Genomic DNA, 25,051 nt, shown 5'->3' with positions numbered 1-25,051 from the left:
GCTTTCAGCGCAGGAAGCCAACCAGCTTTTCTGCCTCGCTCACAATCGGTTCCGAGACGGCACGGGCCCGTTCGGCTCCCTGGCGCAGGACCTGCATGAGGTGAGCTTTGTCATCCATCAGGCGGCGGGTTTCATCGGCCACGGGGGCCAGTGTTTCGACCAGCAGGTCAGCCAGAGCCTGCTTGAAGGTGCCGAAGCCTTGGCCGGCAAACTGGCTCAGCACGTCAGCCAACGTCCTGTTGGACATGGCAGCGTAGATGGTCAGCAGATTGCGGGCCTCCGGGCGGCCTTCCAACCCGGCTTCCTCGGAGGGCAGAGGTTCGGCATCCGTGCGGGCCTTGCGGATCTTCTGGGCGATATCGTCTGCCGTATCATTCAGGATGATGCGACTCTGGGCAGACGGGTCGGACTTGGACATCTTCTTGCTGCCGTCCCGCAGGCTCATCACACGGGCAGCATGAGGCGGAATGAGCGGTTCAATCAGCGGGAAGAACTCGACACCCATATCGTGGTTGAACTTCTGTGCGATGTCATTGGCCAGCTCAAGATGCTGCCGCTGGTCGTCACCCACGGGCACCCGTGTGGCGTGGAAGGCCAGAATGTCCGCCGCCATGAGGTTGGGATAGACATACAGGCCAGCGGAATGGTTTTCCCGGTTCTTGCCTGCCTTGTCCTTGAACTGTGTCATGCGGTTCAGCCAGCCCAGACGGGACACGCAGTTGAAAATCCAGCCGAGGCGGGCATGGGCACTGACGGCGGACTGGTTGTACAGGCGGGTCGGGTCGATGCCGGAGGCCAGAAGGCAGGCAGTGGAGGCCAGTGTCTGTTCACGCAGGGCCTCCGGGGACCATGGCATGGTCAGGGAGTGCATGTCCACAAGGCAGAACAGGCAGTCATGGTCCTTCTGCAAGGTGACCCAGTTGCGGATGGCTCCGAGATAATTGCCCAGATGGGGAATGCCTGTTGGCTGGATTCCTGAAAAAACACGCTGCATGAACATGGTCCTGACAGAAGGAAAAGACAAAAGCCGCCCCGCTCAGAGGTGAGGGGACGGCGGAAAACCCTGCTGGCTGGGCAGATGGCAGAAGGCTATGCCCTTATTGAAGGGAATTGTCATCCTCGACACCCAGAAGCTGGATCTTGAAGATCAGCGGGCTGTTGGGCGGGATGATCCCCATGGACCGTTTGCCATACCCCAGCTGGGGCGGGACATAGAGCTCCCACGTATCGCCAACACGCATCAGGGGCAGCCCTTCCATCCAGCCGTCGATGACACCATCAAGAGGCATCTCCATGTAGGCGGCGCCGGTGTGCATTTCCGAGGCATCAAAAATGCCCCCGTCTGGCAGGCGGCCCTCATAGATGACCATCATGGTGGCTCCCTTCTGTGGGTGGGGCGCATCCTTGGGGCCAGATTTCAGGACCTTGTAGGCCAGACCGTCAGGCAGTTTCTGCACTCCGGGCTGTTTGTAGACCTGATCCATGAACTGCTGGGGTGTCAGGTCCGGTTTCTGGTCGCCAGAGCAGCCTGTCAGGCCGAGCAGACCAGCCAGAGCGCAGACCGGCAGATAACGGAAGAAAGAACGCAGACAACGGGACATGGAAATGCCTCTTTGCAAGCTGGGAGGAAAAGGCGGGCACCACCGGGCCGTCAGACCCGGTGGAGACGGCAGGCTCAGGGTGTGCCGCCGCGGCGTCCCTTGTTGGCACCCAGCCGCAGCCGCAGGGCGTTCAGACGGATGAAGCCCTGTGCATCCACCTGATTGTAGGCACCTTCGTCATCCTCGAAGGTCACGACACGGGCATCATACAGGCTGTCGGGGCTTTCGCGGCCCACGCAGATGACATTGCCCTTGTAGAGCTTCAGGCGCACACGGCCATTGACGGATTTCTGGCTGCTGTCGATCAGGGCCTGAAGCATGTGACGCTCCGGGGAGAACCACAGGCCGTTATAGATCAGCTCGGCATAGCGGGGCATGATGCTGTCCTTGAGGTGGGCAGCTTCACGGTCCAGCGTGATGGACTCCATGGAGCGGTGCGCCTGGAGCAGGATGGTACCGCCGGGCGTCTCGTAAATGCCGCGGGACTTCATGCCGACGAAGCGGTTCTCCACGATGTCGAGACGGCCGATGCCGTTGGCTTTGCCCAGCTCGTTGAGGCGGGCCAGCAGATTGGCCGGGGAGAGGGCCTCACCATTGATGGCCACCGGGTCACCATGCTTGAAGTCGATGGTGATCTCGGTTGCCTTGTCCGGGGCAGCTTCCGGGGAGATGGTGCGCTGGAAGACGATCTCATCCGGCGGCAGGGAGGGATCCTCCAGAATCTTCCCTTCGGAGGAAGAGTGCAGCAGGTTGGCATCGACGGAGAACGGAGCCTCGCCCCGCTTGTCCTTGGTGACAGGAATCTGGTTCTTCTCGGCAAAGTCCAGCAGCTTGGTGCGGGAGGTCAGGTCCCATTCACGCCATGGGGCGATGACCTTCACGTCCGGTTTCAGGGCGTAATAGGCCAGCTCGAAGCGGACCTGATCGTTCCCCTTGCCTGTCGCACCATGCGCCACGGCGTCCGCACCGACGGCCTCGGCAATCTCGATCTGGCGTTTGGAGATCAGCGGGCGGGCGATGGAGGTGCCCAGCAGGTACTGGCCTTCATAAACCGTGTTGGCACGGAACATCGGGAAGACGTAGTCCTTGACGAAGGTTTCCCGCAGGTCTTCGACAAAGATTTCCTTCACGCCAAGGGATTCAGCCTTGCGGCGTGCGGGTTCCAGCTCTTCCCCCTGACCGAGATCAGCCGTGAAGGTGACAACCTCGCAGCCATAATGCTCCTGAAGCCAGCGGAGAATGACGGACGTATCCAGCCCACCGGAATAGGCCAGAACGACTTTCTTGATGCCTGAGGCTTTGCTCATGATCGTTATATACCTCTGCTGAAAGACAGAACCAGATATCGTTAAGTTATTATGGTCTTGTAACAGCTGTCAGGCCATTGGGCCAGAGGCCCATATCCGCAAGGGAAGGCTCAGGCCTCGTTTTTGCGGGATTCGGCCTGCCGTTTCCGCTCGCTCTGTGTCTTGAGCTGCCCGCAGGCGGCGAGGATGTCCTTGCCACGGGGCATGCGGATGGGGGCGGCATAACCGGCATCCATGACGATCTGGGCAAAACTGGCCAGCCGCTCCCGTGTGGAGGGGCGGAAGTCCGATCCCGGCCATGGATTGAAGGGGATGAGATTGACCTTGGCGGGCAGGCCACGGATCAGCCGCACCAGCTCCCGGGCTTCGGCATCACTGTCATTCACGTCCCGGATCATGATGTATTCAAAGGTGATGCGGCGGGAGTTGGAGGCGGCCGGATAGCGGTGGCAGGCGGCCATCAGCTCCTCGATCGGGTATTTCCGGTTCAGCGGTACGAGCTGGTCCCGCAGGTCGTTGCGGACGGCATGGAGGGAAATGGCCAGATTGATGCCCAGCTCGTCACCGCAGCGGTCCATCATGGGCACGACGCCGGAGGTGGAGAGCGTGATCCGGCGGCGGGAGAGGGCGATGCCTTCGCCATCCATGATGATCTTCATGGCCTTGGCGACGTTCTCATAATTGTAGAGCGGCTCTCCCATGCCCATCAGCACGATGGTGGAGAGCAGGCGGGGCGTGTCCCCCTTGGGGCTGGGCCATTCGCCATAGCTGTCCCGTGCTGCCATGAACTGCCCGACAATTTCGGCTGCTCCCAGATTGCGGACGAGCTTCTGCGTTCCCGTATGGCAGAAGGTGCAGGACAGGGTGCAGCCCACCTGGGAGGAGATGCAGACGGCTCCACGGTCTTCCCGCCTGTCTGGAATATAGACAGTCTCTGCCTCCTGCCCGTCCCGGAAGCGGAAGAGGAACTTGCGCGTGTCGTCTTTGGATGTCTGCTGCGTCGTCAGGCTGGGGCGGCCGACGATGAAGTGCTTTTCCAGCTTGGCCTGCAAGGGCTTGGCGATGGTGGACATGCGGGAGAAGTCCGTCACGCCCTGATGATAGATCCAGTGCCAGAGCTGCTTGGCCCGGAAGGGCTTCTCGCCAATCTCGGTCAGGACCCCGGCCAGCTCTTCCCGGGAGAGGCCGACCAGCTCACGGCGTCCATCCTCCGTGACCGGTGTTGGCGGTGCGAACAGGGCTGACTTGGCCTCGATGCGTTTGCGCTCGCTCTCGTTGAGGGCATTCACGGCATCGGAGGAAATGGGAGCTGAAGAAGGCATCGGATGTGTCATGTGGTGGCTATAGCATGGGAACCCGTTTCCGGGTCAGAAAAGTGAGGGGCGAGGGTGGGCTTACCCGATGGCGTCCTTGCGGGCGGCGATGAGGAACTCCCTGTTGCCTTCGGGCCCGGTGATCGGGCTGGGAACCAGGCCAAGGATGGTCCAGCCGGGGAGGCTGGCAAACCAGTCCCGGATTTCCTCGCAGACACGTTCATGCACGGCGGGGTCCCGTACGACCCCCTTGGGGCCGATGTCGGCCCGGCCTGCCTCGAACTGCGGCTTGATGAGGGCCACGGCCCAAGCCCCATTTTTTGCCATGCCAAGGGCCGGAGCCAGAACGGTTTTCAGGCTGATGAAGCTGGCATCGCAGACGACGATGTCCGGGGCCTCGGGTATGTGTTCGGCATTCAGGTGGCGGGCGTTGGTTTTCTCCAGCACCACCACACGGTCATCGGAGCGTATCTTCCAGGCCAGCTGGCCGTGTCCGACATCCACGGCATAGACTTTTGCCGCCCCATTCTGGAGCAGCACGTCGGTAAAGCCGCCCGTTGAGGCTCCGACATCCACGGCGATCTTTCCCTCCGCAGAGAGGGGGAAATGTTCCAGTGCATGGGCCAGTTTCAGCCCACCACGGGAGACCCAGGGATGGTCCTGCCCTTTCAGGGTCAGGGGCATGTCTTCAGCGAGCTGATCCCCTGCTTTTTTGACGGGCCTGTCACCATGCGGGCCGGCATAGACCAGCCCGGCCATGATGAGGGCCTGTGCCCGGCTGCGTGTCTCCACCAGCCCCCTGTCCACAAGGAGCTGGTCCGCACGGCGTTTGGCCATCAGGCCCCAGCCTTGCCATCAAAGGCCTTGCGGGCCAGATCGGCAATGTGACGGGCTGTCAGGCCCGCTTCTTCGTACTGGGCTGCAGGAGTGTTGTGGTCGATCCACGTATCCGGCAGGGCCATGGGGCGGAAACGGACCTGATCAAGCAGGCCAGTTTCGGCCAGATGCTGCACTACCTGCGTGCTGAACCCACCCGGTGCGCCATCCTCAATGGTGATGAAGACCTTGTGCTGGCGGGCGAGGGATTCGATCAGCGCACCGTCAACTGGCTTGGCGAAGCGGGCATCGGCCACGGTGACGGCAATACCGTCCCTGGCCAGCGTTTCGGCGGCCTTCAGGGCCTCGTGTAGGCGGGGGCCGAGAGCAAGGATGGCCACGCCTTCTCCTTCGGAGGAGCGGATGATGCGGCCTTTGCCGATTTCCAGAATTTCCCCTTCATCGGGGAGTTTCTGGCCCAGACCAGCCCCACGGGGATAGCGCAGGGCGATTGGTCCGCTGTCATGCGCCCATGCCGTGGCCGTCATGTGAAGCAGCTCCACCTCATCAGACGGAGCCATGACCGTCATGTTGGGCAGACAGCAGAGATAGTTCAGGTCAAAGGAGCCTGCATGGGTTGCGCCGTCCGCACCGACAAGCCCGGCCCGGTCCACGGCAAAGCGGACAGGCAGGTTCTGGAGGGCCACGTCATGCATGACCTGATCATAGGCCCGCTGGAGGAACGTGGAGTAGATGGCGCAGAAGGGACGCATCCCTTCGCTGGCGATCCCGGCGGCAAAGGTCACGGCATGCTGCTCGGCAATGCCGACATCAAAATAGCGGTCAGGATGCTGCTGGGCCATTTTGTCCAGCCCGGTGCCGGACGGCATGGCTGCCGTGATGGCAACCACCCTGTCATCCTGGTTGGCCCGGTGGAGCAGCTCGCGGGAGAAGACATCCGTGTAGGTGGGGGGACCAGCAGGCCCTTTTTTCTGCTTGCCGGTTTCCACGTCGAAGCGGGCGACGGCATGATATTTGTCCCCGGCGGCCTCGGCCGGCTTGTAGCCACGGCCCTTTTCCGTGATGACGTGCAGCAGGACGGGTCCCTTGTCCTCGGCATCCCGCAGGTTGCGGAGGATGGGGACGAGCTGGTGCATGTCGTGTCCATCTACCGGGCCGATGTAATAGAAGCCCAGCTCCTCGAACAGCGTGCCGCCGGTGATCATGCCACGGGCATATTCCTCGGCCCGCTTGGCTGTGCGCTCAATGCGGGAGGGCAGCCGTTTGGCCAGCTTGCCCGCCATGTCCCGCAGGGTGAGGAAGCGGCGGGAGGACATCAGGCGGCTGAGATAGTTGGACATGGCCCCGACAGGCGGCGCAATGGACATCTCATTGTCATTCAGGATGACGATGAGCCGTTCCGCCCCCTTGCCACCCATGGCCCCGGCATTGTTCATGGCCTCATAGGCCATGCCGGCGGAGATGGACCCGTCCCCGATGACGGAGATGACATTCCGTTCCCGGTAGGAAGGATGGTCCTCCGCATAGAGGTGATGGGCAACGGCCATGCCCAGTCCAGCAGAGATGGACGTGGAGGAATGGGCCGCACCGAAGGGGTCGTAGGGGCTTTCCGACCGGCGGGTGAAGCCGGAGAGACCGCCCGGCTGGCGCAGCGTGCGGATCTGCTCACGGCGGCCGGTCAGGATCTTGTGCGGATAGGCCTGGTGGCCGACATCCCAGATCACCCGGTCATCCGGTGTGTTGAACACTGCATGGAGGGCGACCGTCAGCTCGACCACGCCGAGGGAGGCACCCAGATGCCCACCCGTGGTGGAAACCGCATTGATGGTCTCCGAGCGGAGTTCTTCGGCCAGGGTGGTGAGCTGCTCGATGGACAGGTTTTTCATGTCCGCCGGTACGCTTACCCGATCCAGAAGAGGATAACGGCCCAGAGTAGGGATGGAGGAAGACGTGCTCATGAACAATCAGTTCCTGCGTTCAACGAAATAATCAGCGAGGGCACGGAGCGTATCCGCACGGGGACCGAAAGAGGAAAGGGACTGGCGGGCCTGCTCGCTCAGGCGCAGGGCCTCCTTGCGGGCCCCTTCGATGCCAAGCAGCGAGACGTAGTTGGACTTGCAGGCATCTTCATCTTTCCCTGCCGTTTTACCCAGTTCTTCGGTGCTGGCGGTAGTGTCCAGAATGTCATCAGCCACCTGGAAGGCCGTGCCGAGGTCGGTTCCGTAGCGGACGATGGCTTGGCGGCGTGGGTCATCGGCCTTGAGCCCTGCCAGAATGGCCCCGGCTTCTGCTGCATAGCGGATGAGGGCACCTGTCTTCATGGCATGAAGGCGTTTGACCTTCTCGAGAGGAAGAGCCTTGCCTTCCCCGCGGATGTCGATGACCTGACCGCCCACCATGCCTGCACTGCCGGAGGCACGGGCCAGTGCCAGCGCCAGCTCGGCCCGGACGGCGGGGTCTGCACTTGTGGCGTCTTCCAGCAGGACTTCGAAGGCACTGGTCTGGAGGGCATCACCAGCGAGGATGGCGAAGGCCTCATTGAATTTCTTGTGGGTGGAAGGCTGGCCCCGGCGGAGGTCATCATCATCCATGGCAGGCAGGTCATCATGGACGAGAGAATAGGCGTGCAGGAACTCGACGGAGGCAGCCACACGCAGGGCGGCTTCACGGGATGCCCCGAAAAGGGCTGCGATCTCCAGCACGAGGAATCCTCGCAGCCGTTTGCCGCCATTCAGGGCGGCATAGCGCATGGCGTCGATCAGCAGGGATTCATCACCCGGCACTGGCGGCAGGAGAGCATCAATGCTGGCCTCGATCTCACGACAGGCCTGGCGGAGGGCATCCTTGAGGGGAAGGGCGTGGCTGTCGGTCATCGGGAAGTCTCCTTGCGGAAGGTGGCTGTCGTAAGTGTGTGCAGGCAATGATTCATCAGAATGGAATCTCATCATCCAGATGAGGCGGCGGGGAAGACCAGCCTTCCTTTGGGGCGGGTGATGGCCTCCTGGGGCTGGCGTTGGCCCTTCTGCGTGGGGCAGGCTGTTCTGCCTTCTCCAGAGGTTCTTCCGACAGGGAGCCATCAGCCTTCTGGACGATGGCCTTCACACGCATTTCTGCCTCTCCCAGCTTTTCCTCACAATGGCGGCGCAGGGCAGCACCGCGTTCATAAGCGGAGATTGCGTCTTCCAGCTTCATCTGGCCGCTTTCCAGCCCGCGGACGATCTGCTCAAGTTCGGCCAGGGCGTTTTCAAAAGAAAGCTGGTGCAGCGGTGTTGTCTGTGTCGTCGTAGGGTCGGGCATGAACTATCCAGCCGGGGTTCAGATCATGAAACTTACAGGGCATTACAGGGATGGAGAGATTTTTTCCAGCCCTCATCCTGCCCGTCGGGGAACATCACGGAGCGCCGTGATGTTTTTCCGGGAGAGTGGCAACCCTGTTTTAACGTTTTTTATCGAGGAACATCAGGGCTTTTGTCTTACAGTTTCATTAAAACCGCCCCTGCAGAATCAGGTAACAGAGAAAAGTTATATCAAGACAAATTATGACAGGTGTAACTTTGTGAAATGCCCGTTTGATGAGTAGCATGGCCGTGTAGAGCAGCATTCCGCAGGCAAGGGCCAGCATGAAACTGCCCGTAACGACCGTCAGCAGAACCATGCAGAGGGGTGGGAAGGACTCTTCCAGATTGTCGGGCAGTTCGGTCAGGTTGCTGAGCATGATGATTCCGACAAAGACCAGTACAGGGGCTGTTGCCAGAGCGGGGATGGCTGTTATCAGGGGCCAGAAGAAACAGGAGAGGGCAAACAGCAGGGCGACCACAAGGGCGCTGAGGCCTGTACGGCCACCGGCTTCGGCGCCTGTCAGGCTTTCCAGATAGGCGGAAACGGTACAGGTTCCAAGCAGGGCCCCGATGATGCTGGCTGCTCCGTCCGCTGCAAAGGCGCGGGGAGGCAGGTCGGGTTGTTCTCTGGTGCCGCAGAGCCCAGCCTGTCGTGTCACTGTCAGCATCGTTCCTGTGGCATCGAAGAAATCGCTGAGCAGGATATAGAGCGTGATGGGCAGCAGCAGCCCGAGATGCTGAAAGAATTCATGGAAGTCGAAGGGCGCAAGCATGTTGACCGGATAATGGGGCCAGTCAATCAGGTGGCCGGGAAGCTGGGTCAGGGGCTGCCCATCAGGGCCGGGGACGACAAGGCCGGCAAGGGTCAGGACCATGATGGTGACAAGCAGCCCTGCGGGAATACGGAGAAGCTGGAGCAGCAGGCAGAACATCACCCCAGCCAGGGCAAGGATCACGGCCGGGTGCGAGAGGGAGGCAAAACCAAGCCCGCCTGCGGATGGGACGGCGATTCCGGCGGAGATGAGACCGATCCGGGCGATGAAAGCGCCAATGGCTGTCTGGATGCCCAGTATGATGCAGGGTGGAAAGCTCTGTATGATTTTCAGGCGAAGCCGTGTGAGCGAGAGGAGCGTGAAACACATCCCGCTGAAGAGGACGACCGTGAAGGCCGTGGAGGGTGAGACATGGGCCTGCTGAACGACCACCTGGGCAAACAGGACATTGCTGCTCATGGCGGGGGCCAGGGCTATGGGCAGCCGTGCCCATAGGGCCATGAGCAGTGTTCCGGCTACGGCACCGGCGATGGTGGTCATGATCATGTCATGGCGGGCCAGTCCGGCACCTGCCAGAACAGCCGGATTGACGGCCATGATATAGGCCATGGAGCCAAAAATGGTCAGTCCGGCACTGATTTCACGGGGGATTGTTGAGTGACGCCGGGTGATCTGGAAGAAATGGTCAAGGGAAGAGCGGATCACGGCGTCATGTTTCATGAAAGAGGGGATGTCTAGCGGGGCCAGTCGTGGAAGAGCCGGTAGAGCAGGGGGGTAAAGAGTGTAAGGGCCTCCTGCTCTGGCAGCTGGGCATAGAGAGCCCCGATGACGGATGGTGAGAGCCACCGGCCCTGCCGTATGGCTTCATGGAGTCCAGCGGCTGAAAAACCATGGAGTGTAAAGTGCTGGAGAGCGTTTTCCACGGGGTCCAGCCTGGAGAATGAGGAGATCTCTGCGGGGACGAGGGTTACGGGGGCGTCATCGGGGAAAGCCAGCGCCGTCGGGCGGAGCGACAGCCTGACAGCTCCGTCATCCTGTTGGAGATGGAGGGGCAGGCAGTCCAGCAGGGTCGGGAAACAGGTGGAGGCAGGGGCTGCTGCGGGCAGGTATGGGAGGCCAGACGGACGGTCTGCATACAGCCATGCCCGATTTTCCATTCCCGGTACGGGGTTTTCCGGTTTGATGAGGCAGAGCGGTATCAGCGTGGGACTGTCCCGGAGTTCCTCAAGGGGGTGGAAGCCTGTCATGCGGCTGTCCCTGTTCAGGGCAAGCCGCTGTCCGTCGCGGTGCAGATGGAACCGGTTGAAGCGGCAGGCGGTCTCGGGGGGAGGTGCCCCGGTGGAGGAGGTAGGGGCCTGTCCATTCTGTATGGCGTAACAGGCACCGAGGATCAGGCCCTGAAGGAGATGGGCGCTGATATCCAGCGTCTGGGGCAGGAGAGCCTGCCCTTTGTCGTAGAACTGTTCGCTGCGGTCGAAGTGGCGGCGCATCTGCGGTGTGTGGCTGCTGGTGGCAGCATCATGCAGGATGCGGGCAGCGGACCAGTCCGGCGCTGCATGGATATGGGCAAACGGGTCTGGCAGGCCCTGTCTGCTGGAAGGACGGAAAAAAGACCGTGTGACCCGGCTGTCCGGGAAATTGCTGTCGGCGTGGGTCTGAAAGAGGGCCCGTGGATGGGGCATCTGCCCATCAAGGGTTTTGTGGGCCCATTGGCCAAGGCCGGTCAGGCACCAGTTGACAGGGAGATGACTGGTTTTCTGGAAGGTCTCTGCCCCCAGTTCTGCCTCCATCCCGGTCAGGAACGCCTTCACGGAGCCGCCATCAGGCGTGAAATATTCATCCACGGCCAGCTGGATGATCCAGTCGAAATGGTCGCCCTCCTGCTGGAGCATGGTCAGCAGGGCATCCTGATGGCGGTGCAGGCTGTCTGTTTCCTGGCGGTCCGTTGTCAGCAGGCGGATGTCGTAGTTGCGGGCTGCCTGGGTCAGGATGTCCTGCGTACCATCGGTGGAATGGTCGTCACAGATGAGCAGGGCCGAAAAACCCGCCGCCATATGGTGGGCGATCCACCAGCCAAGCCTGTTGGCTTCATTGTGGACGCAGAGAAGGGCGGCGGTCCGGGGCATGGGTCAGTCCATCTTCAAGGCGGCGAGGAAGGCGCTCTGCGGGATTTCGACCTTGCCGAACTGCCGCATGCGTTTCTTGCCCTCTTTCTGCTTTTCCAGCAGCTTGCGTTTACGGGAGATGTCACCACCATAACATTTGGCCGTGACATCCTTGGAGAGAGCCCCCAGCGTCTCACGGGCGATCACCTTGGAGCCGATGGAGGCCTGGATGGCGATCTTGAAGAGCTGGCGGGGGATGAGGTCTTTCAGCTTGGCGCAGATGGCCCGGCCCCGTGTCTCGGCCACGGTACGGTGGGCGATGAAAGCCAGGGCATCCACTGGCTCGTGATTGACGAGGATGGAGATGCGGACCAGATCGCTCTCCTCGTAACCATCCATCTGATACTCGAAGGAGGCATAACCCCGCGTGAGGGATTTCAGACGGTCATAGAAGTCGAACACCACCTCGTTGAGGGGCAGGCGGTACACGACCATGGCCCGGTCTCCAACATAGGTCAGGTCGATCTGGACGCCACGACGTTCCGTGCAGAGGGTGAGGACGGACCCCAGATACTCGTCCCGCACGAGGATGGAGGCCTTGATCCACGGCTCTTCGATATAGTCGATCTTGCTGATCTCCGGCATGTCGGCCGGGTTGTGCAGCTCTTCGACCTCGCCGTTGTTCATGTGCATCTTGTACACGACGGAGGGAGCGGTGGCGATGAGGTCCAGATTGAACTCACGGGAGAGACGCTCCTGGATGATCTCCAGATGCAGCAGCCCGAGGAACCCGCAGCGGAACCCGAAGCCGAGGGCAGCCGATGTTTCCGCTTCGAAGTGGAAGGAGGCGTCATTGAGCCGCAGCTTGCCGAGGCTGGTGCGCAGCTTGTCGAAATCGTCGGCATCGACAGGGAAGAGACCACACCAGACGACCGGTATGGAGGGCTTGAAGCCGGGCAGGGCCTTTTCCGCCGGGCGGTTGTCCAGCGTGATGGTGTCACCGACATTGCAGTCCGCCACGGTCTTGATGGCGGCGTTGATGTAGCCCATCTCGCCCGGGCCGAGGGAATCGACCGGCTGCATCTTGGGCAGGAACACGCCGACCTGGTCGACATGATAGGTTGCCCCGGTCTGCATCATGCGGATCTTGTCGCCCCGCTTCAGGCGGCCTTCCTTGATGCGGACAAGGATGATGACGCCGAGATAGCTGTCGTACCAGCTGTCCACCAGCAGCCCCTGAAGGGGAGCCTCGGCATCACCCTTGGGGGCAGGCAGGCGCTGGACGAGGGCTTCCAGCACGCCTTCGATGTTCAGGCCCGTCTTGGCACTGATCTCCACGGCATCATCTGCCGGGATGCCGACCACTTCCTCGATCTGGGCACGGACACGTTCCGGCTCAGCGGCCGGGAGGTCAATCTTGTTGAGAACGGGGACGATCTCATGGTTGGCATCAATTGCCTGATAGACGTTGGCCAGAGTCTGCGCCTCGACGCCCTGTGAGGCATCCACGACCAGAAGGGACCCTTCGCAGGCGGCGAGGGAACGGCTGACCTCGTAGGCGAAGTCCACATGGCCGGGCGTGTCCATGAGGTTGAGCGTATAGACGTTGCCATCCTTGGCGGGATAGGTCAGCCGGACAGTCTGGGCCTTGATGGTGATGCCCCGCTCCTGCTCCAGCTCCATGGAATCGAGAACCTGCCCCTTCATTTCACGGGCAGTCAGGGCGCCGCAGGCTTCGATCAGCCGGTCGGCCAGGGTGGATTTGCCATGGTCGATATGGGCGATGATGGAAAAATTGCGGATGAGGTGAAGCGGTGTGTCGGTCATGACGCCCTAATTAGGTGATTCTGAAAGTTCTGTCAGCATGTGTGGTGGCGGGGAGGCCCCCGCCACGGGTGAAGGGGGCTAGCGGTCTGTCAGGCGGAACTCGATCCGTCGGTTGCGGGCCAGAGCTTCCGGGCTTGAGCCATTGTCCAGTGGCTGATAGCCGGAGAATGCCGTGGCAGCAATGTGATGCGGGTCCACCCCATTGGTGATCAGTGTTTTGACGACCGTAATGGCACGGGCGGATGACAGCTCCCAGTTGCTTGGGAAAGTGGAGCGGATCGGCTTGCGGTCCGCATGGCCATCAACACGGAGAATCCATGGGACATCAGACGGAATGGTGGCCGCCACCTCACGGAACGTACGGGCCAGGGTGAGGAGCTGTTTCTGGCCTGTCGGGGTGAGAGTTGCGCTGCCGCTGGGGAAGAGAATCTCGGACTGGAAGACAAAGCGGTCGCCCACAATGGAGATTCCTGGCTGATTTTTGAGAATATCCCTCAGTCTGCCAAAGAACTCGGAACGGTAACGCTGAAGCTGGTTGACCTTGTCAGCGAGGGCGATGTTGAGCTTCTGCCCCAGCTCGGCGATGCGGGCATCCTTGTCCACCTCGTTCTTCTTTTCAATCTCCAGGGCACTGGAGACGGCCTGGAGCTGGCGGGTCAGCTCGGTGATCTGCGATGAGAGATCGGCAATGCTGCCAAGCTGGGCGCTTTCGACCTCTTTTGAGTGGGTCTGCATGTCGTCCAGCTGATGCTGTCGCTCATCAAGCTGGCTCTTCAGCGTGGCGACCATGGCACGCTGTTCCTGCTCGGCACTGCTCAGCGTTTTGACCTTTGCCTCACTGAGGGAGAGCATGTCACTGAGATGGGTGAGCTCCTGCTTCAGGTTTTCCAGAGCGTGTTCTCTCTGGGTGATGGTCGCAGAGAGGAATTCCTGCCCGAGGACGAAGACGAGCAGGACGAACGTGACCACCATCAGCAGGGAGGAGAGGGCGTCCACATAGCCCGGCCAGGCATTGATGGAGCCGGAGCGGTGACGGCGGCGGGCCATGGTCAGCCCTCCCCACGCCGGGAGATGAAGGGGCTTTTCTCACTTCTGGCAAGGGAAACGATATCGGTACGCAGGCCGAGCAGCTGCCTTTCCATGTCCTGAAGCAGCTGGGTGACGGCCGGATCCTCGAAGTGACGCTGGCTGACGCTGCTGCTCAGGGCCTTCATGGTCCGCAGTGTGGCCTGGTTCCCTTCTTCGATCTGCTGAAGGATCTGCTGGAGCTGCGAGAGGTCCTGCGCAGGGGCGGCAGGGGGGGGCTGATGGCTGCGGAGGGTCTCGTTGATTTCTGTCAGCTTCTCAATGATGTGCGTCTGTCCAGCCCGGATGGCCTCATCATGCTGATGGGATGTGGTTTCACGTTCATGAGGCAGGGCTTCACGGATCTCCGCCAGCTTCTCGATGATGGCGGCCTGCCCTTCACGGAGGACTTTATCATGAGGCTGAGCGGCTGCTTCACGATGATGCAGGAGATTCTCGCTGATGCGCGTCAGTCTCTCAATGAGAGACCCCTGATTTTCACGGGATGTGTCATGTTGCGTCGCTGGAGCTCCCTTGCGGAAGGTCTCATTCATGCTGGTCAGCTGGCCGAGAATGGCGGACTGGTCCTTGTGGAAGGCACCATCGGCATAGAGCTTGTGCATGGTTTCGTTCAGGGCGCGCAGGCCAAGAATGATCTTGGCGTTGTCCTCTCCGTCCACCTCCAGGATGCGGCGCAGGATGGTGATGTTCTGCTGGAGCAGGGCCACATTTTCCGTCGTGAGCCGCATGAAGTCCTGCACACGTGGCAGCCAGGCTTCCATGGTGGCCAGCCTGTCTTCTGCGGGGCTCTCAGGTCCTGTTTCCGGGTTTTCGAGAAAGGTCTGGTCAGCCAGCCATTCTTCGATCTCATTGGCAAAACGGTTCTGCGCCTGTCCTGATGTCAGGTCGAGGAAGCCGAGAATGAGCGACCCCGCCAGACCGAACATGGAGGCAGAGAAGGCCGTGGACATGCCACCGAGCGGTTTGACCAGTCCTGTTTTGACGTGCTCGAACATGGTGGATATGTCCGCCCCGCCAGAAGGCATGGCGCTGATGACATCTGCCACGGAACGTACGGTGAGAATCAGCCCATAGAACGTGCCCAGCAGCCCGAGAAAGACCAGAAGCTGCGTGATGTAGCGGGAAATCTCCCGGCCTTCATCCATGCGGGCTTCCAGGCTTTCCAGCATGGCCCGTGTGGTCTGGGTGGAGAGGGAGAGACCGGGATTCTCATCCCGCCGTGCCCGCAGGACACGGGCCATGGGGGAGAGAAGCCGGGGCGGCTCCGGCACTTTCAGCCCGGCTCGTGGCTGGCGCAGGATGTTGACCCAGCGGACTTCAGGAAAGAGCCGGATGGTCAGATGGAGGTTCCAGAGAATGCCCAGCAGCAGGATGGCGATGATGACACCGTCCAGTCCCGGATTGACCATGAAGGCATGGACCAGCACATCCCGCAGGGCAAAGGCCAGCCCCATGATGATTAGCAGAAAAACAACGATACGGACGAGATAACGGGTCGGGCGCGTCATGGTGCCGTGTTTCCTTTTTCAGGACTGTCTGAAGGAGAGGGGTTGGCTTCGGGGAGGATGTCCAGCCTGTCCGCAGGGGCGGTGTCGGTACTGTCTGGCCGCCCTTGGGCGATGGGATAGATGCGTGTCGTGGCAATGCCGCTCCGTACCAGCAGGCCACGCACGGCCAGGGCACGGGAGAGGGCCAGACGGCGGGGTGCAGAGATGTCGCTGCCGGGCACCGTGGCATAACTGCGGAGTACGAAGCGTGTGTCTGCTTTCGGGGCCATGGTCTCCGCATAATGGCGGATGGACTCGATGGTTGTGGCGTTCAGGCCGGTGCTGCCGGTGTCGAACAGGATGCGCAGGGCGTCCGCCTCCTGCGGCTCGGTATGGCTGTGGCTGCTTCCGTCGGGCTGGACGTCCGCTGCGGGAACGGCAGGGTGCAGGATGACAGGGAATTCTGGTGGGGTGATGACTGTCGGTTTGGGAGCCTCAGCAGCAATGCTGGGAACCCGGGTATATCCCGGCGGTACGGGCGGGGCCTGCGGTACGGGGGCAGGATGGGTCACCGTGCGATTTTCCTGCCGGGCGGATTGCCGGGGTGTCTGGGTTGCTGGTGCAGCCTCGGGGAGGGCATCCAGATTCGTGGAAACCTGGGCCCGCACCGCCGGGGCGCACAGAAGCCCCGCCACGAGAGGCGTGCAAAGCAGAGGGAAGAGGGAAGCCAGCCGGTTTTTCATGCCTGCATCCTATGCGGAGGAGCCGCATCCTGCAATCTTTATGGCAGTACCATAGCAGAGAACACGGCTCCATCCCCGGTCATGGTGGAATGATGTTTCAGTCCTGCGTGAGGGCGTTGTGCACCAGTTCACGCAGGGGGGCATGGAAGTGCTGGTTGCCAGCGACGACATGGACATCATCATCAAGGGTACCGAGGTCGTTGCCCTCAACATCCGTGGCATGGCCACCGGCCTCCCGGACAATCAGCAGCCCTGCGGCACAGTCCCACGGCTTCAGGCCCAGCTCCCAGTAACCTTCATAGCGGCCGGCAGCCAGCCAGGCGAGGTCCAGGGCGGCAGCGCCGCAGCGGCGGATGCCAGCGACCTTGGGCATCAGGCTGCTCAGCACGCGGCCAAAAGGCATGCGGTACTGGGCTGGTACCTTGGCGAAAGGAATCCCCGTGGCAAACATGGCTTCCGAAAGCTTGCGCCGGGCAGAGACACGGATGCGCCGGTCATTGAGGAAGGCACCAATGCCTTTCTCGGCCCAGAACATCTCATGAGAGGCCGGGTTGTAAACGACGGCGGCCACCAGCTCGACGTCCCCATTCGGATGACGACGCTGGAGGGCGATGGAAATGGCCCAGTGCGGAATGCCGTGGAGGAAGTTGGAGGTGCCGTCCAGCGGGTCGACAATCCAGCGCCATGTCCAGTTGTCACCGCCAGAGGCCCCGCTCTCTTCCATAAGGAAGGCATAGCCGGGACGGGCACGGGCCAGTTCTTCACGGATGGTCTTCTCGGCCCGCATGTCGGCCTGGGAGACGAAGTCTCCCGGACCCTTGATGCTGACCTGGAGCTGCTCGACCTCGGCAAAGTCACGCAGGAGAGACCGCGCCGCTTTCTGCGCGGTGTTCTGCATGACAGCCATATGGGGAGAAAGACGCATGATCAGTCCTTGGCACGCTCGACGTAGGTGGCGTCTTCCGTGCGGACGACAATGCGCTCACCAGCCTCGATGAAAGGAGGCACCATCACCTTCACGCCGTTGGAGAGCACGGCAGGCTTGTAGGAGGAGCTGGCCGTCTGGCCCTTGACGACCGGGTCGGCCTCGGCAATCTCCAGCGTGACCTGCGGCGGCAGGGTGACGGCCACCGGGTCGCCCTCGACCAGCTTGACGCTGATGGTCATGTTGTCCTGAAGGAAGGGGAGCTGATCGCCAAGGATGTCCTTCGGCAGCATGGTCTGCTCGAACGTCTCGGGGTCCATGAGGACGATGTTGTCGCCATCCATGTAGGAATAGATGTAGTCGTTGTCCTCTGTGACGAGACGCTCGACGGTGTCGGCCGTACGCCACCGCTCGTTGCTCTTGTTGCCGCTGGCGAGGTCGCGCATCTCCACCTGGATGAAGGCACCGCCCTTGCCGGGGGTCAGAATCTGCTGCTTGAGGACGGTCCAGCGGCGGCCGTTATGTTCGATGACCTGCCCGGCCCGGATGAGGTTGGCTTGCTGTTTCATGTCAGCTCCTGATGTACATGCAAAAGATCGGGTATTGCTCAAGGCTTCTGGCCATGCAGGCAGGGCAGAAGCGGAAACTCTCTGATGAACTTCAGGGAGACTTCTAGCCGCGTCGGTGGGGCGGGCGCAAGCTCCCTCTGTACACTCTAGGTAAAAGGGTAAGGCTTTCCGTCCGGTCCCCGTGCCTGCGAGGAGCCGGAGCTTTCATCGGCCGGGGTGGAGACGAGATAATCCGGCCCGAGTGGAACCTTGCCTTTCCCGCCCGGTATGTCCACGACATAGGTCGGCCAGACCAGCCCGGAGACCCGGCCCCGCAGGCTTTCCAGCAGGGCACGGCCTTCCTCCACCGGCACATGGAAATGCGCCGTGCCGGGGGCGGAATCGAGGTGATGCAGGTAGTAGGGCTTGATGCGGGCGGCGATCAGGGCACGGAGGAGGGCCTCCAGCGATTCCGTCGTGTCATTCACGCCCCGCAGCAGGACGGACTGGGACAGGACGGGGATACCCCGGCCCAGCATCTGCCGGACAGCCACACGGGCCTCGTCCGTCAGCTCCCGGGCATGGTTGATGTGGGTAACCATCCAGAGGGCACGGTCAGTCTCCATGGCGTCGAGAAGCGCCGTGGTCAGGCGTTCCGGGGCGGCGACGGGAACACGGCTGTGGATGCGGATGATGTCGATGTGACTGATGGAGGACAGGCGCTGGATGATGTGTTGCATCCGGCGGGGGGAGAGCATCAGCGGGTCGCCCCCGGTCAGGATGATTTCCCGTATCTGCGGATGTGCCTCTATCCAGTGGAAGGCGGTTTCCAGAGCCTCTTCCCCCAGCAGGCCGCCATCGGGCCCTACATGCTCCCGCCGGAAGCAGAAGCGGCAGTAGAGCGGGCAGACCAGCAGGGGCTTGAGCAGGGCCCTGTCTTCATAGCGATGCACGATGCCGGGAACGGGGGAGAGGGCCTCATCACCGATCGGGTCTTCGCTTTCATGGGGCATGGTCCGCAGCTCCCGGGCATCGGGAATGACCTGCCGGGCGATCGGGTCATCCGGGCTGGTGATGAGCCGCTGGAAGGCGGGGGGAATGGCCGTGGCATAATGCCTGGCCACCTCCTCCAGTGCCGGGGCCTGTTCCGGCGTGATGAGCTTCGCCTCGAGAAGCGATTGTGTGCTGCGGAGGGTTCTGCCTGACGGGGAGGATGAGGCGGTATCGTGCATGAAGTTGCTCTAGCGAAAGGCCGCGTCGTCCTGCAAGAAAACTCTGCCTATGGTGCCGTGCGGGGCCTCTGGCCTATAGGGAGGGGACGGCATCGCCGGATGAGGGTGGAAGGAAACGGTCATGGAGAGTTCCAGCGCAACACAGACGACAGCCCGGATACAGGAGCGCCTGCCCCTGCTGCGCCGACGTGCCCGGATGGTGCAGGCCGTGCGGGCCTTCTTTGAGGGCAGGGGGTATCTGGAGGTCGAGACACCCTATGCCGTTCCTGCCCCGGGGGAAGAGGTGCATCTGCGCTGTTTCCGCACGGTTCTGGAACGTCCTGATGGCACGGACGAGGTCCGTTACCTCCATACCAGTCCTGAATTTGCCATGAAGCGTCTGGTGGCGGCCACGGGGCAGCCCCTGTTCCAGCTGGCCCGTGTCTGGCGCAACGGGGAGCGGAGTGCGACCCACATGCCGGAATTCACCATGCTGGAATGGTATCGTCCCGGTGCCGGGCTGTCGTCCCTCATGGATGAGACGGAGGACCTGCTGCGTCGTGTCCTGCCGCCCCGTCTCTCTCATGGGGATGTCATGCTGGAGCTGGACCGGCCTTTTGAACGCCTGACGATGCAGGAGGCTTTTGCCCGTCATGTCGGGGTGGACCTGCTGGCCAGTGCCGGGGATGCCGACCGTCTGGCCCGTGAGGCCGGGGTGGTGCTGCGGGAGGGAGAAAGCTGGGAGGACCTGTTCTTCCGCCTGCTTCTGGAAAGGATCGAGCCGCATATAGGGCGGGAGCGACCGACCTTTCTGACGCATTGGCCTGCCGAACAGGCGGCTCTGGCAAAGCGTGATCCGGCTGATCCTCGGGTGGCCCTGCGTTTCGAGCTGTATGCTGCCGGGCTGGAGCTGGCCAATGCCTTCGAGGAGCTGACGGACCCGCAGGAGCAGCGCCAGCGTTTTGAAACGGACCGGGCACGGCGGATGCAGATCACACCAGAGCAGGACTGGCCGCTGGATGAAGCTTTTCTTGAGGCATTGGCCGACATGCCGCCGACTTCTGGCATTGCACTGGGCTTCGACAGGCTCGTGATGCTGGCAACGGGTGCCCCTCGTCTTGAGGAGATTCTTTGGTTAAGCTGAGGCGGAGCGGAATTTTCTGTTTTCAGGGTGCAGGCGTGCGGAACAGGGGGAGGAATATGGAACGAGATGTGAATGGTTCGGGAAAGCGCCGGGCATGGCTGGTCCTTGGGGCTGTCATGCTGCTGGGCGGGTGTACGGTCCCGGCCCTTCAGCGGCCAAAGGTTCTGGATTCCATGGTTGGTCAGTCAACCGTTGAACTGCTGCGGCGGTTTGGGGTTCCGGCCCGTACCTACGATGTACAGGGGCACAATTTCCTCTCTTATATCGAGACACAGACGCAGGTTTCGCCGGGCTATTCCAGCTGGGATTGGGGCTGGGGCGGTGGATACGGGTACGGCTATGGTGGCGGCTGGGGGGGCATCAACATTCCCCCGAGCTATTACAGCGCTACCTGTCAGACGACATTTGAGGTTGTGGGAGACAAGGTTGTGGGATGGAAGCTGTATGGGGGAGGATGTTGAGCCTGATGCGTAGCTCTTTTGGAGGACAGGCTCTGTCCGTGAGGCTGGGTCTGTCCTGTATGGTTCTTGCCGTTCTGGTGGGTTGTTCTGGCCATCGGGTGGTCCGGCAGGATCCTGTTGACGTACATGGCTCAACCCATGCGGAGGCCTTGCCCGAGGCGAAAAGCATTCAGGCGACATACCGGCCTGCCGCACCGGATGCGCCTCCCAATCCGCAGGTCCGGTACCACATGCCGCCTGCTTTCTCTTTTGAGGACAGGCCGTTGAGCGACAATCTGGCCAGTGCCATTGAGCTGGCCGATTTTGAGGCTGCCGTCATAAGGGCGGGATACTGGTCCATTCTTGAGGGAGAGAAGGATCATACCGTGCTGGCTGTTCCCAATGGGCCGTTTGAAGCCTTCAAGCATGAGGTCAGGCCGGACCTCATGAGGGCAACGGGGCATGGTTATCTGACAGGCTTCATTGGCCAGATGATTCTTGTGGGGCACTGGGACATGCCGACAATCCGGCGCAAGGCGGCGAAGAGGGGCGGGAGCATACAGGTGCGGACATTGGCCGGCCCCGGCTATGACGTGATCCTGAAGCCCACGGCCTTCGGGAATGTGGAAGTCATCGGCAAAGATGGCACCGTGACATTGGCCGGTGATGGCTATCCGCAGTCCAACGGGGTTCTGTATATGGTGGATTCAATCCTTCCCTACCAGTAACAGGGTTTCGTCAGGGGATGGCTGCACTTATGGCCGTGAAATGGTCCAGGCCATTCTCTGCCGGGTCCAGCGTGATGGCCAGAAAGTCAGCTCCGGCCTGGGTGGCCGCCAAGGCTTCTTCCGTGGTGCAGACATGCTCGGCCACGACAGGCAGTTCCGCAAACAGGCTCCACTGCTTCAGGGCTGTCAGCCCGATGGCGGGCAGGCTGACATAATCGGCTCCCTGTTCCCCGGCCAGCATGGCGTCATCCAGTGTCAGGCAATGGCAGCCGATCTGGAACGCTTCCGGTCTGTCTCTGCGTCCGGCAAAGGTTTTGACATCTTTCGGGCTGGAAAGATGGACGCCATCGCTCTCCTTGAGGGAGAGACCATGGAGCAGATCAAGGTTGGCGGGAGCCAGAATCAGGGCGACATCTCTTTCCCAGGCCATCTGACGAACGGCATCCAGCTGTTTCCGCTCTGGTGGCCTGTCGAAGCAGAGCCGCAGAGCCGTGACGGCCTCTTGCGCCAGCAGGGGAGGAAGCTGCGCCTGAAGCTGTGTCAGGGCGGGAAGTGAGGGGATGACAGGGTAGAGGTCACAGTGATTCATGAGGGTCAGATGTGACAGATTGTTGGCTGGTTGACCAGCATTTCGTCTCCTGGAAGAGAGGCAGGTCCAGCATGACGTCACCTTCTGGGCGGCTGGAGAAAAGGCGATGTTTCATGTCGTCGGGGAGTCCAGCACGGAAATCGCGGCAAACGACTCCGTCAATCCCTTCATGCAGGGCGCTGATGGCCAGTGAGGCGCTGGCACCGCAATCAAGAATGGAAGGGGCTTCAGCTCCTCTGGTGAGGTGGAGCCACCAGTCTACGCCCAGGCTTGCCCCGGCATGGAGGGGCGAGAGGATGGTGAAGGGCCGTGTGGCGAAATGTTGATGAGCCTTCAGGAGGGCAGGGCGGGTGGAAATGGTGATGAAGGGGCGTGGAAAGGGTGGAAAGGTGCTTGACGCACTGTAAAGATCGGTCATTCTGGCTTCATCTGGGAAATCAGCTGGATGGTCATGTTGGGAGTGCAGGGGAATCCTGCCATGGCAGACGTGCATCATAGGCCATGAAGGTGGGGGTGTCAGTGCAGGAGAACAGGCAGTTGAGTGTCATGCAGAAAAATCCGGATCTTGAACGGTTGGAAATTGCCCTTGTCCAGCTTGGTTTTGCTCTGGAGCAGCAGGAAATCCAGGCCGAAGCCGAGCGTACGGAACAGAAGGAAATGAGGCAGGCCCTGCTGGACAGGATCGATGCTCTTGAGGCCCGCCTGCGGACAATTCTCGAGATGGATGCCGGGGCGCTCGGGGCTGCTGCGTCTCCTGAAACAGAAGAAGAGGAAAGATAAGGGTCATGGCGCAGGTAACGCTTTCGGTCGGTGGCCTCAGCTACACGGTTGGCTGTCAGGATGGTGAGGAAGACCATCTGAAGGCGCTTGCCGCCTCCATTTCGCAGCGTCTTGAGGAAGTACGCAGAACATTGGGGCCGCGTGGTGATGGCGAGGCCATGTTTCTGGTATCGCTTCTCATGGCGGATGATCTTTACGAGGCTCGAAAGAAGCAGATGACGGATGAGGAGCGCAGTCTGGTAGAGCGTAGCCGCCAGATCGAAGCCTCCTACAAGCAGACGGCAGGGCGTCTGGCTGATGCTGCCGATATTGCGGCCAGTCTGCTCAGCAGGGTGGAAGAAGGTCTTCGGCCTTCTGGTAGTGCAGCGGCTGCGGGTGAGGCAGCGGCCGGTGAATGAGATTCTGTAGAGGCTATCGGTTCTGTCTGTGGCTGTAATCCGCAGAAAGCATGGCTCCAGTGCTTGTCTATCGCCGGGCAGGGGTGCAATATGAGAGGCGGAGCTGCCTGGTGCGTCAGGCAAGATCAACCTCTGGGCCGATAAGCACTTCCAAGGGAACTGGCTCTGTCGTGGCTGTGGTCACGTTATTACCGGTGCCCACCTGCCCTAGCAGGTCCGGGAGGGCTGATGAGACCAACGGCCAAGGCGGCTTCACCAGGTGATGGATTCCATGGCATTGCTTTCTCTTCCTTCCGATCAGACCAAGGCGATGATCCGTCAGGAAGTCCTGGCCCGTCGCCGTTCTGTCCTGCCCCGGCAGAACCGCCAGCTTGTTTCCAATCTTCTGGCCTATCTCTGTCGGATGCAACCAGCTGTCATTGCTGCTACCTGGCCCCTTCCTGGAGAGGCGGACCTGCGTCCGTTGTGTCGGCAGCTTGGTTGGGCGGGATATCGTGTGGTTCTGCCGGAAACTCCCCCCAGGGGTCAGCCACTCGTCTTTCGGGAGTGGCGGCATGACCGGCCGATGCGGAAAGGTCGTTTCGGGACGCAGCACCCTACAGGTAGGCGGTGGGCGCCGGATGTCATTCTGGTCCCCCTTGTGGCGTTCGACAGACAGGGAGGGCGGCTTGGTTATGGGGGGGGCTATTATGACAGGACATTGCCGCTCCACTCACAGGCTGCTCTTGTGGGGTATGGTCTGTCCTCGCAGGAAAGGGAGGCCCTGCCCATGGATGAACATGACCATCGATTGCCAGTCATCGTGACGGAGCGTGAGGTCATTCATATCAGTAAAGAATGAAGGATAGACATTGAGACTGCTATTTCTGGGAGACATTGTTGGCCGGTCAGGGCGTGAGGCTGTTCTTGGTGGGCTGAAAGGCTGGCGGGAAGAGCTGTCGCTGGATGTGGTTGTGGCGAATGCAGAGAATGCCTCTCATGGATTCGGCCTGTCTCCCCAGATCGCGCGGGATCTGCTTGATGGTGGCGTGGATGCGATCACGCTGGGCAATCATGCCTGGGATCGCAAAGACCTCATCGGTCAGCTTGACCAGCTTCCAGCTGTTGTCCGTCCGGCCAATTATCCTGAAGGAACCCCGGGGCATGGGAGCTGTGTCGTCACCTTGCCCTGTGGACGGAAGGTTCTGGTCATCAATGTGATGGGACGTGTTTTCATGGATGCGCTGGATGATCCATTCCGGGCGGTGGAGGCGATTCTCTCCCGGCATCGTCTCGGGGGAACCGTCCATGCGGCCATTCTGGATGTCCATGCAGAAACAACCAGTGAAAAGATGGGATTCGGCCATCTTTATGATGGAAGGGTCTCTCTCGTGGTCGGGACACACACGCACGTACCAACGGCCGATCACCGTATTCTGAGAGGCGGGACTGCCTATCAGACGGATGCAGGCATGTGTGGCGACTATGATAGTGTGATTGGCATGGAAAAAGAGAACGCCATTCGCAAGATGCTTAAGAAGGTGCCGACGGAACGGTTCCAGCCTGCGAGTGGAAAGGCCACTGTCTCTGGCCTGATGGTGGAGACAGATGATGCGACGGGCCTTGCCATCAGGGTCTGTCCGTTCCGGCAGGGGGGAGATTTGTTACCTTCCATGCCGAATTTCTGAGGTTGGATGATTCTATTATTTGGGTGGGCAGAGGGAGTGGATCGCAGGGTCCATTCCCTCTGCTGTTTTTGGGGGTGTAACTTTTTTTGAAGTTTTTTTGATTTTTTTGGTGTGATGGGGTTGTGCGGTGAGGGGGATCTGCGTATAAGCCCATTCACCGGCGGCGCTGGGGCGGGAGTTCTGGGGCGGCTGGGGTGGTCATTG

The 25,051-nt window shown here is 61.1% G+C and carries 25 protein-coding genes, 1 other RNA gene and 1 pseudogene; 8 read left to right on the top strand and 19 right to left on the bottom strand.

Going from position 1 to position 25,051, the window contains the following annotated elements; translation table 11 throughout:
• Positions 1-4: 4 nt before the first annotated feature.
• The 17 genes and pseudogenes from trpS to DTJ15_RS08825 form a co-directional block, all read right to left on the bottom strand.
• A complete protein-coding gene (trpS, locus tag DTJ15_RS08905; RefSeq protein ID WP_249109853.1) occupies positions 5-994 on the bottom strand; it encodes a tryptophan--tRNA ligase in 990 nt (329 codons plus the stop codon).
• A gap of 103 nt (positions 995-1,097) precedes the next feature.
• On the bottom strand, positions 1,098-1,589 hold the full coding sequence (locus DTJ15_RS08900; protein ID WP_043558393.1) for an FKBP-type peptidyl-prolyl cis-trans isomerase: 492 nt from the start codon (positions 1,587-1,589) through the stop codon (positions 1,098-1,100).
• A gap of 86 nt (positions 1,590-1,675) precedes the next feature.
• A complete protein-coding gene (locus tag DTJ15_RS08895) occupies positions 1,676-2,908 on the bottom strand; it encodes an argininosuccinate synthase (protein ID WP_043557929.1) in 1,233 nt (410 codons plus the stop codon).
• Positions 2,909-3,018: 110 nt separating this feature from the next.
• Complete coding sequence (gene rlmN, locus DTJ15_RS08890; protein WP_373364578.1) at positions 3,019-4,230, bottom strand: 23S rRNA (adenine(2503)-C(2))-methyltransferase RlmN; 1,212 nt, start codon at positions 4,228-4,230, stop codon at positions 3,019-3,021.
• A gap of 72 nt (positions 4,231-4,302) precedes the next feature.
• A complete protein-coding gene (locus tag DTJ15_RS08885; RefSeq protein ID WP_248630590.1) occupies positions 4,303-5,058 on the bottom strand; it encodes a TlyA family RNA methyltransferase in 756 nt (251 codons plus the stop codon).
• A complete protein-coding gene (dxs, locus tag DTJ15_RS08880; RefSeq protein ID WP_081563502.1) occupies positions 5,058-7,016 on the bottom strand; it encodes a 1-deoxy-D-xylulose-5-phosphate synthase in 1,959 nt (652 codons plus the stop codon). The genes DTJ15_RS08885 and dxs overlap by 1 nt, the downstream gene beginning before the upstream one ends.
• A 6-nt stretch (positions 7,017-7,022) precedes the next feature.
• Entirely contained in the window at positions 7,023-7,931 is a 909-nt protein-coding gene (locus DTJ15_RS08875; RefSeq protein WP_249109852.1) for a polyprenyl synthetase family protein, read from the bottom strand.
• A gap of 178 nt (positions 7,932-8,109) precedes the next feature.
• Positions 8,110-8,355: pseudogene (locus tag DTJ15_RS08870) on the bottom strand (exodeoxyribonuclease VII small subunit); the annotation flags it as partial.
• Between the two features lie 187 nt (positions 8,356-8,542).
• A complete protein-coding gene (locus DTJ15_RS08865; RefSeq protein WP_249109851.1) occupies positions 8,543-9,889 on the bottom strand; it encodes an NCS2 family permease in 1,347 nt (448 codons plus the stop codon).
• 14 nt (positions 9,890-9,903) lie between these two features.
• Positions 9,904-11,295: a glycosyltransferase family 2 protein gene (locus DTJ15_RS08860; RefSeq protein WP_249109850.1), complete on the bottom strand. Its 1,392-nt coding sequence runs from the start codon at positions 11,293-11,295 to the stop codon at positions 9,904-9,906.
• Between the two features lie 3 nt (positions 11,296-11,298).
• Positions 11,299-13,101: a translation elongation factor 4 gene (gene lepA, locus DTJ15_RS08855; protein WP_043557939.1), complete on the bottom strand. Its 1,803-nt coding sequence runs from the start codon at positions 13,099-13,101 to the stop codon at positions 11,299-11,301.
• A 78-nt stretch (positions 13,102-13,179) separates the two neighbouring features.
• Complete coding sequence (locus DTJ15_RS08850) at positions 13,180-14,148, bottom strand: peptidoglycan -binding protein (protein WP_043557940.1); 969 nt, start codon at positions 14,146-14,148, stop codon at positions 13,180-13,182.
• A 2-nt stretch (positions 14,149-14,150) separates the two neighbouring features.
• Positions 14,151-15,695: a MotA/TolQ/ExbB proton channel family protein gene (locus DTJ15_RS08845; protein ID WP_249109849.1), complete on the bottom strand. Its 1,545-nt coding sequence runs from the start codon at positions 15,693-15,695 to the stop codon at positions 14,151-14,153.
• On the bottom strand, positions 15,692-16,417 hold the full coding sequence (locus DTJ15_RS08840; protein ID WP_052348880.1) for an OmpA family protein: 726 nt from the start codon (positions 16,415-16,417) through the stop codon (positions 15,692-15,694). Before DTJ15_RS08840 ends, DTJ15_RS08845 begins: the two co-directional genes overlap by 4 nt.
• A 97-nt stretch (positions 16,418-16,514) precedes the next feature.
• Entirely contained in the window at positions 16,515-17,342 is an 828-nt protein-coding gene (locus tag DTJ15_RS08835) for an inositol monophosphatase family protein (RefSeq protein WP_086431222.1), read from the bottom strand.
• A 2-nt stretch (positions 17,343-17,344) separates the two neighbouring features.
• Entirely contained in the window at positions 17,345-17,911 is a 567-nt protein-coding gene (gene efp, locus DTJ15_RS08830; RefSeq protein WP_043557943.1) for an elongation factor P, read from the bottom strand.
• Between the two features lie 146 nt (positions 17,912-18,057).
• Entirely contained in the window at positions 18,058-19,122 is a 1,065-nt protein-coding gene (locus DTJ15_RS08825; protein WP_192848482.1) for a lysine-2,3-aminomutase-like protein, read from the bottom strand.
• Positions 19,123-19,243: 121 nt separating this feature from the next.
• Here DTJ15_RS08825 and epmA point away from each other — a divergent pair, with 121 nt between their 5' ends.
• Genes epmA through DTJ15_RS08810 form a run of 3 tightly spaced genes read left to right on the top strand, consistent with a single transcriptional unit; the run spans position 19,244 to position 21,413 of the window.
• On the top strand, positions 19,244-20,245 hold the full coding sequence (epmA, locus tag DTJ15_RS08820) for an EF-P lysine aminoacylase EpmA (RefSeq protein ID WP_043557946.1): 1,002 nt from the start codon (positions 19,244-19,246) through the stop codon (positions 20,243-20,245).
• 56 nt (positions 20,246-20,301) lie between these two features.
• The gene (locus DTJ15_RS08815; protein WP_103765178.1) at positions 20,302-20,706 is read left to right on the top strand and encodes a hypothetical protein; all 405 of its coding nucleotides are present in this window, start codon (positions 20,302-20,304) and stop codon (positions 20,704-20,706) included.
• 5 nt (positions 20,707-20,711) lie between these two features.
• Positions 20,712-21,413, top strand: coding sequence for a hypothetical protein (locus DTJ15_RS08810; protein ID WP_103765177.1), 702 nt, complete (start codon positions 20,712-20,714; stop codon positions 21,411-21,413).
• Positions 21,414-21,423: 10 nt separating this feature from the next.
• Here the strand turns inward: DTJ15_RS08810 and DTJ15_RS08805 are convergent, their stop codons facing one another.
• A complete protein-coding gene (locus tag DTJ15_RS08805; protein WP_081563299.1) occupies positions 21,424-22,002 on the bottom strand; it encodes a thiamine phosphate synthase in 579 nt (192 codons plus the stop codon).
• A complete protein-coding gene (locus DTJ15_RS08800) occupies positions 21,989-22,420 on the bottom strand; it encodes a hypothetical protein (protein ID WP_248460891.1) in 432 nt (143 codons plus the stop codon). Before DTJ15_RS08800 ends, DTJ15_RS08805 begins: the two co-directional genes overlap by 14 nt.
• A gap of 128 nt (positions 22,421-22,548) precedes the next feature.
• Here DTJ15_RS08800 and DTJ15_RS08795 point away from each other — a divergent pair, with 128 nt between their 5' ends.
• The 5 genes from DTJ15_RS08795 (at position 22,549) to DTJ15_RS08775 (ending at position 24,847) form a co-directional block, all read left to right on the top strand.
• Complete coding sequence (locus DTJ15_RS08795; RefSeq protein WP_103765175.1) at positions 22,549-22,782, top strand: hypothetical protein; 234 nt, start codon at positions 22,549-22,551, stop codon at positions 22,780-22,782.
• Positions 22,783-22,787: 5 nt separating this feature from the next.
• Positions 22,788-23,180 carry a cell division protein ZapA gene (locus DTJ15_RS08790; protein WP_081563301.1) on the top strand — a complete coding sequence of 131 codons (393 nt, stop codon included), beginning with the start codon at positions 22,788-22,790 and terminating at the stop codon, positions 23,178-23,180.
• A 97-nt stretch (positions 23,181-23,277) separates the two neighbouring features.
• Positions 23,278-23,437: non-coding RNA, 6S RNA (ssrS, locus tag DTJ15_RS08785), on the top strand.
• Between the two features lie 14 nt (positions 23,438-23,451).
• Positions 23,452-24,021 (top strand): 5-formyltetrahydrofolate cyclo-ligase, encoded by a 570-nt coding sequence (locus DTJ15_RS08780; RefSeq protein ID WP_249109848.1) that lies wholly within the window; start codon positions 23,452-23,454, stop codon positions 24,019-24,021.
• A 10-nt stretch (positions 24,022-24,031) separates the two neighbouring features.
• Positions 24,032-24,847, top strand: coding sequence for a TIGR00282 family metallophosphoesterase (locus DTJ15_RS08775; protein WP_043557959.1), 816 nt, complete (start codon positions 24,032-24,034; stop codon positions 24,845-24,847).
• Positions 24,848-25,051: the final 204 nt, after the last annotated feature.

This window comes from Parasaccharibacter sp. TMW 2.1891 (assembly GCF_023337675.1).
GTDB classification, from domain to species: Bacteria; Pseudomonadota; Alphaproteobacteria; order Acetobacterales; family Acetobacteraceae; genus Bombella; species Bombella apis.
Note: the sequence above shows the minus strand (reverse complement) of the source record. Positions and strands in the feature narration are given on the sequence as shown.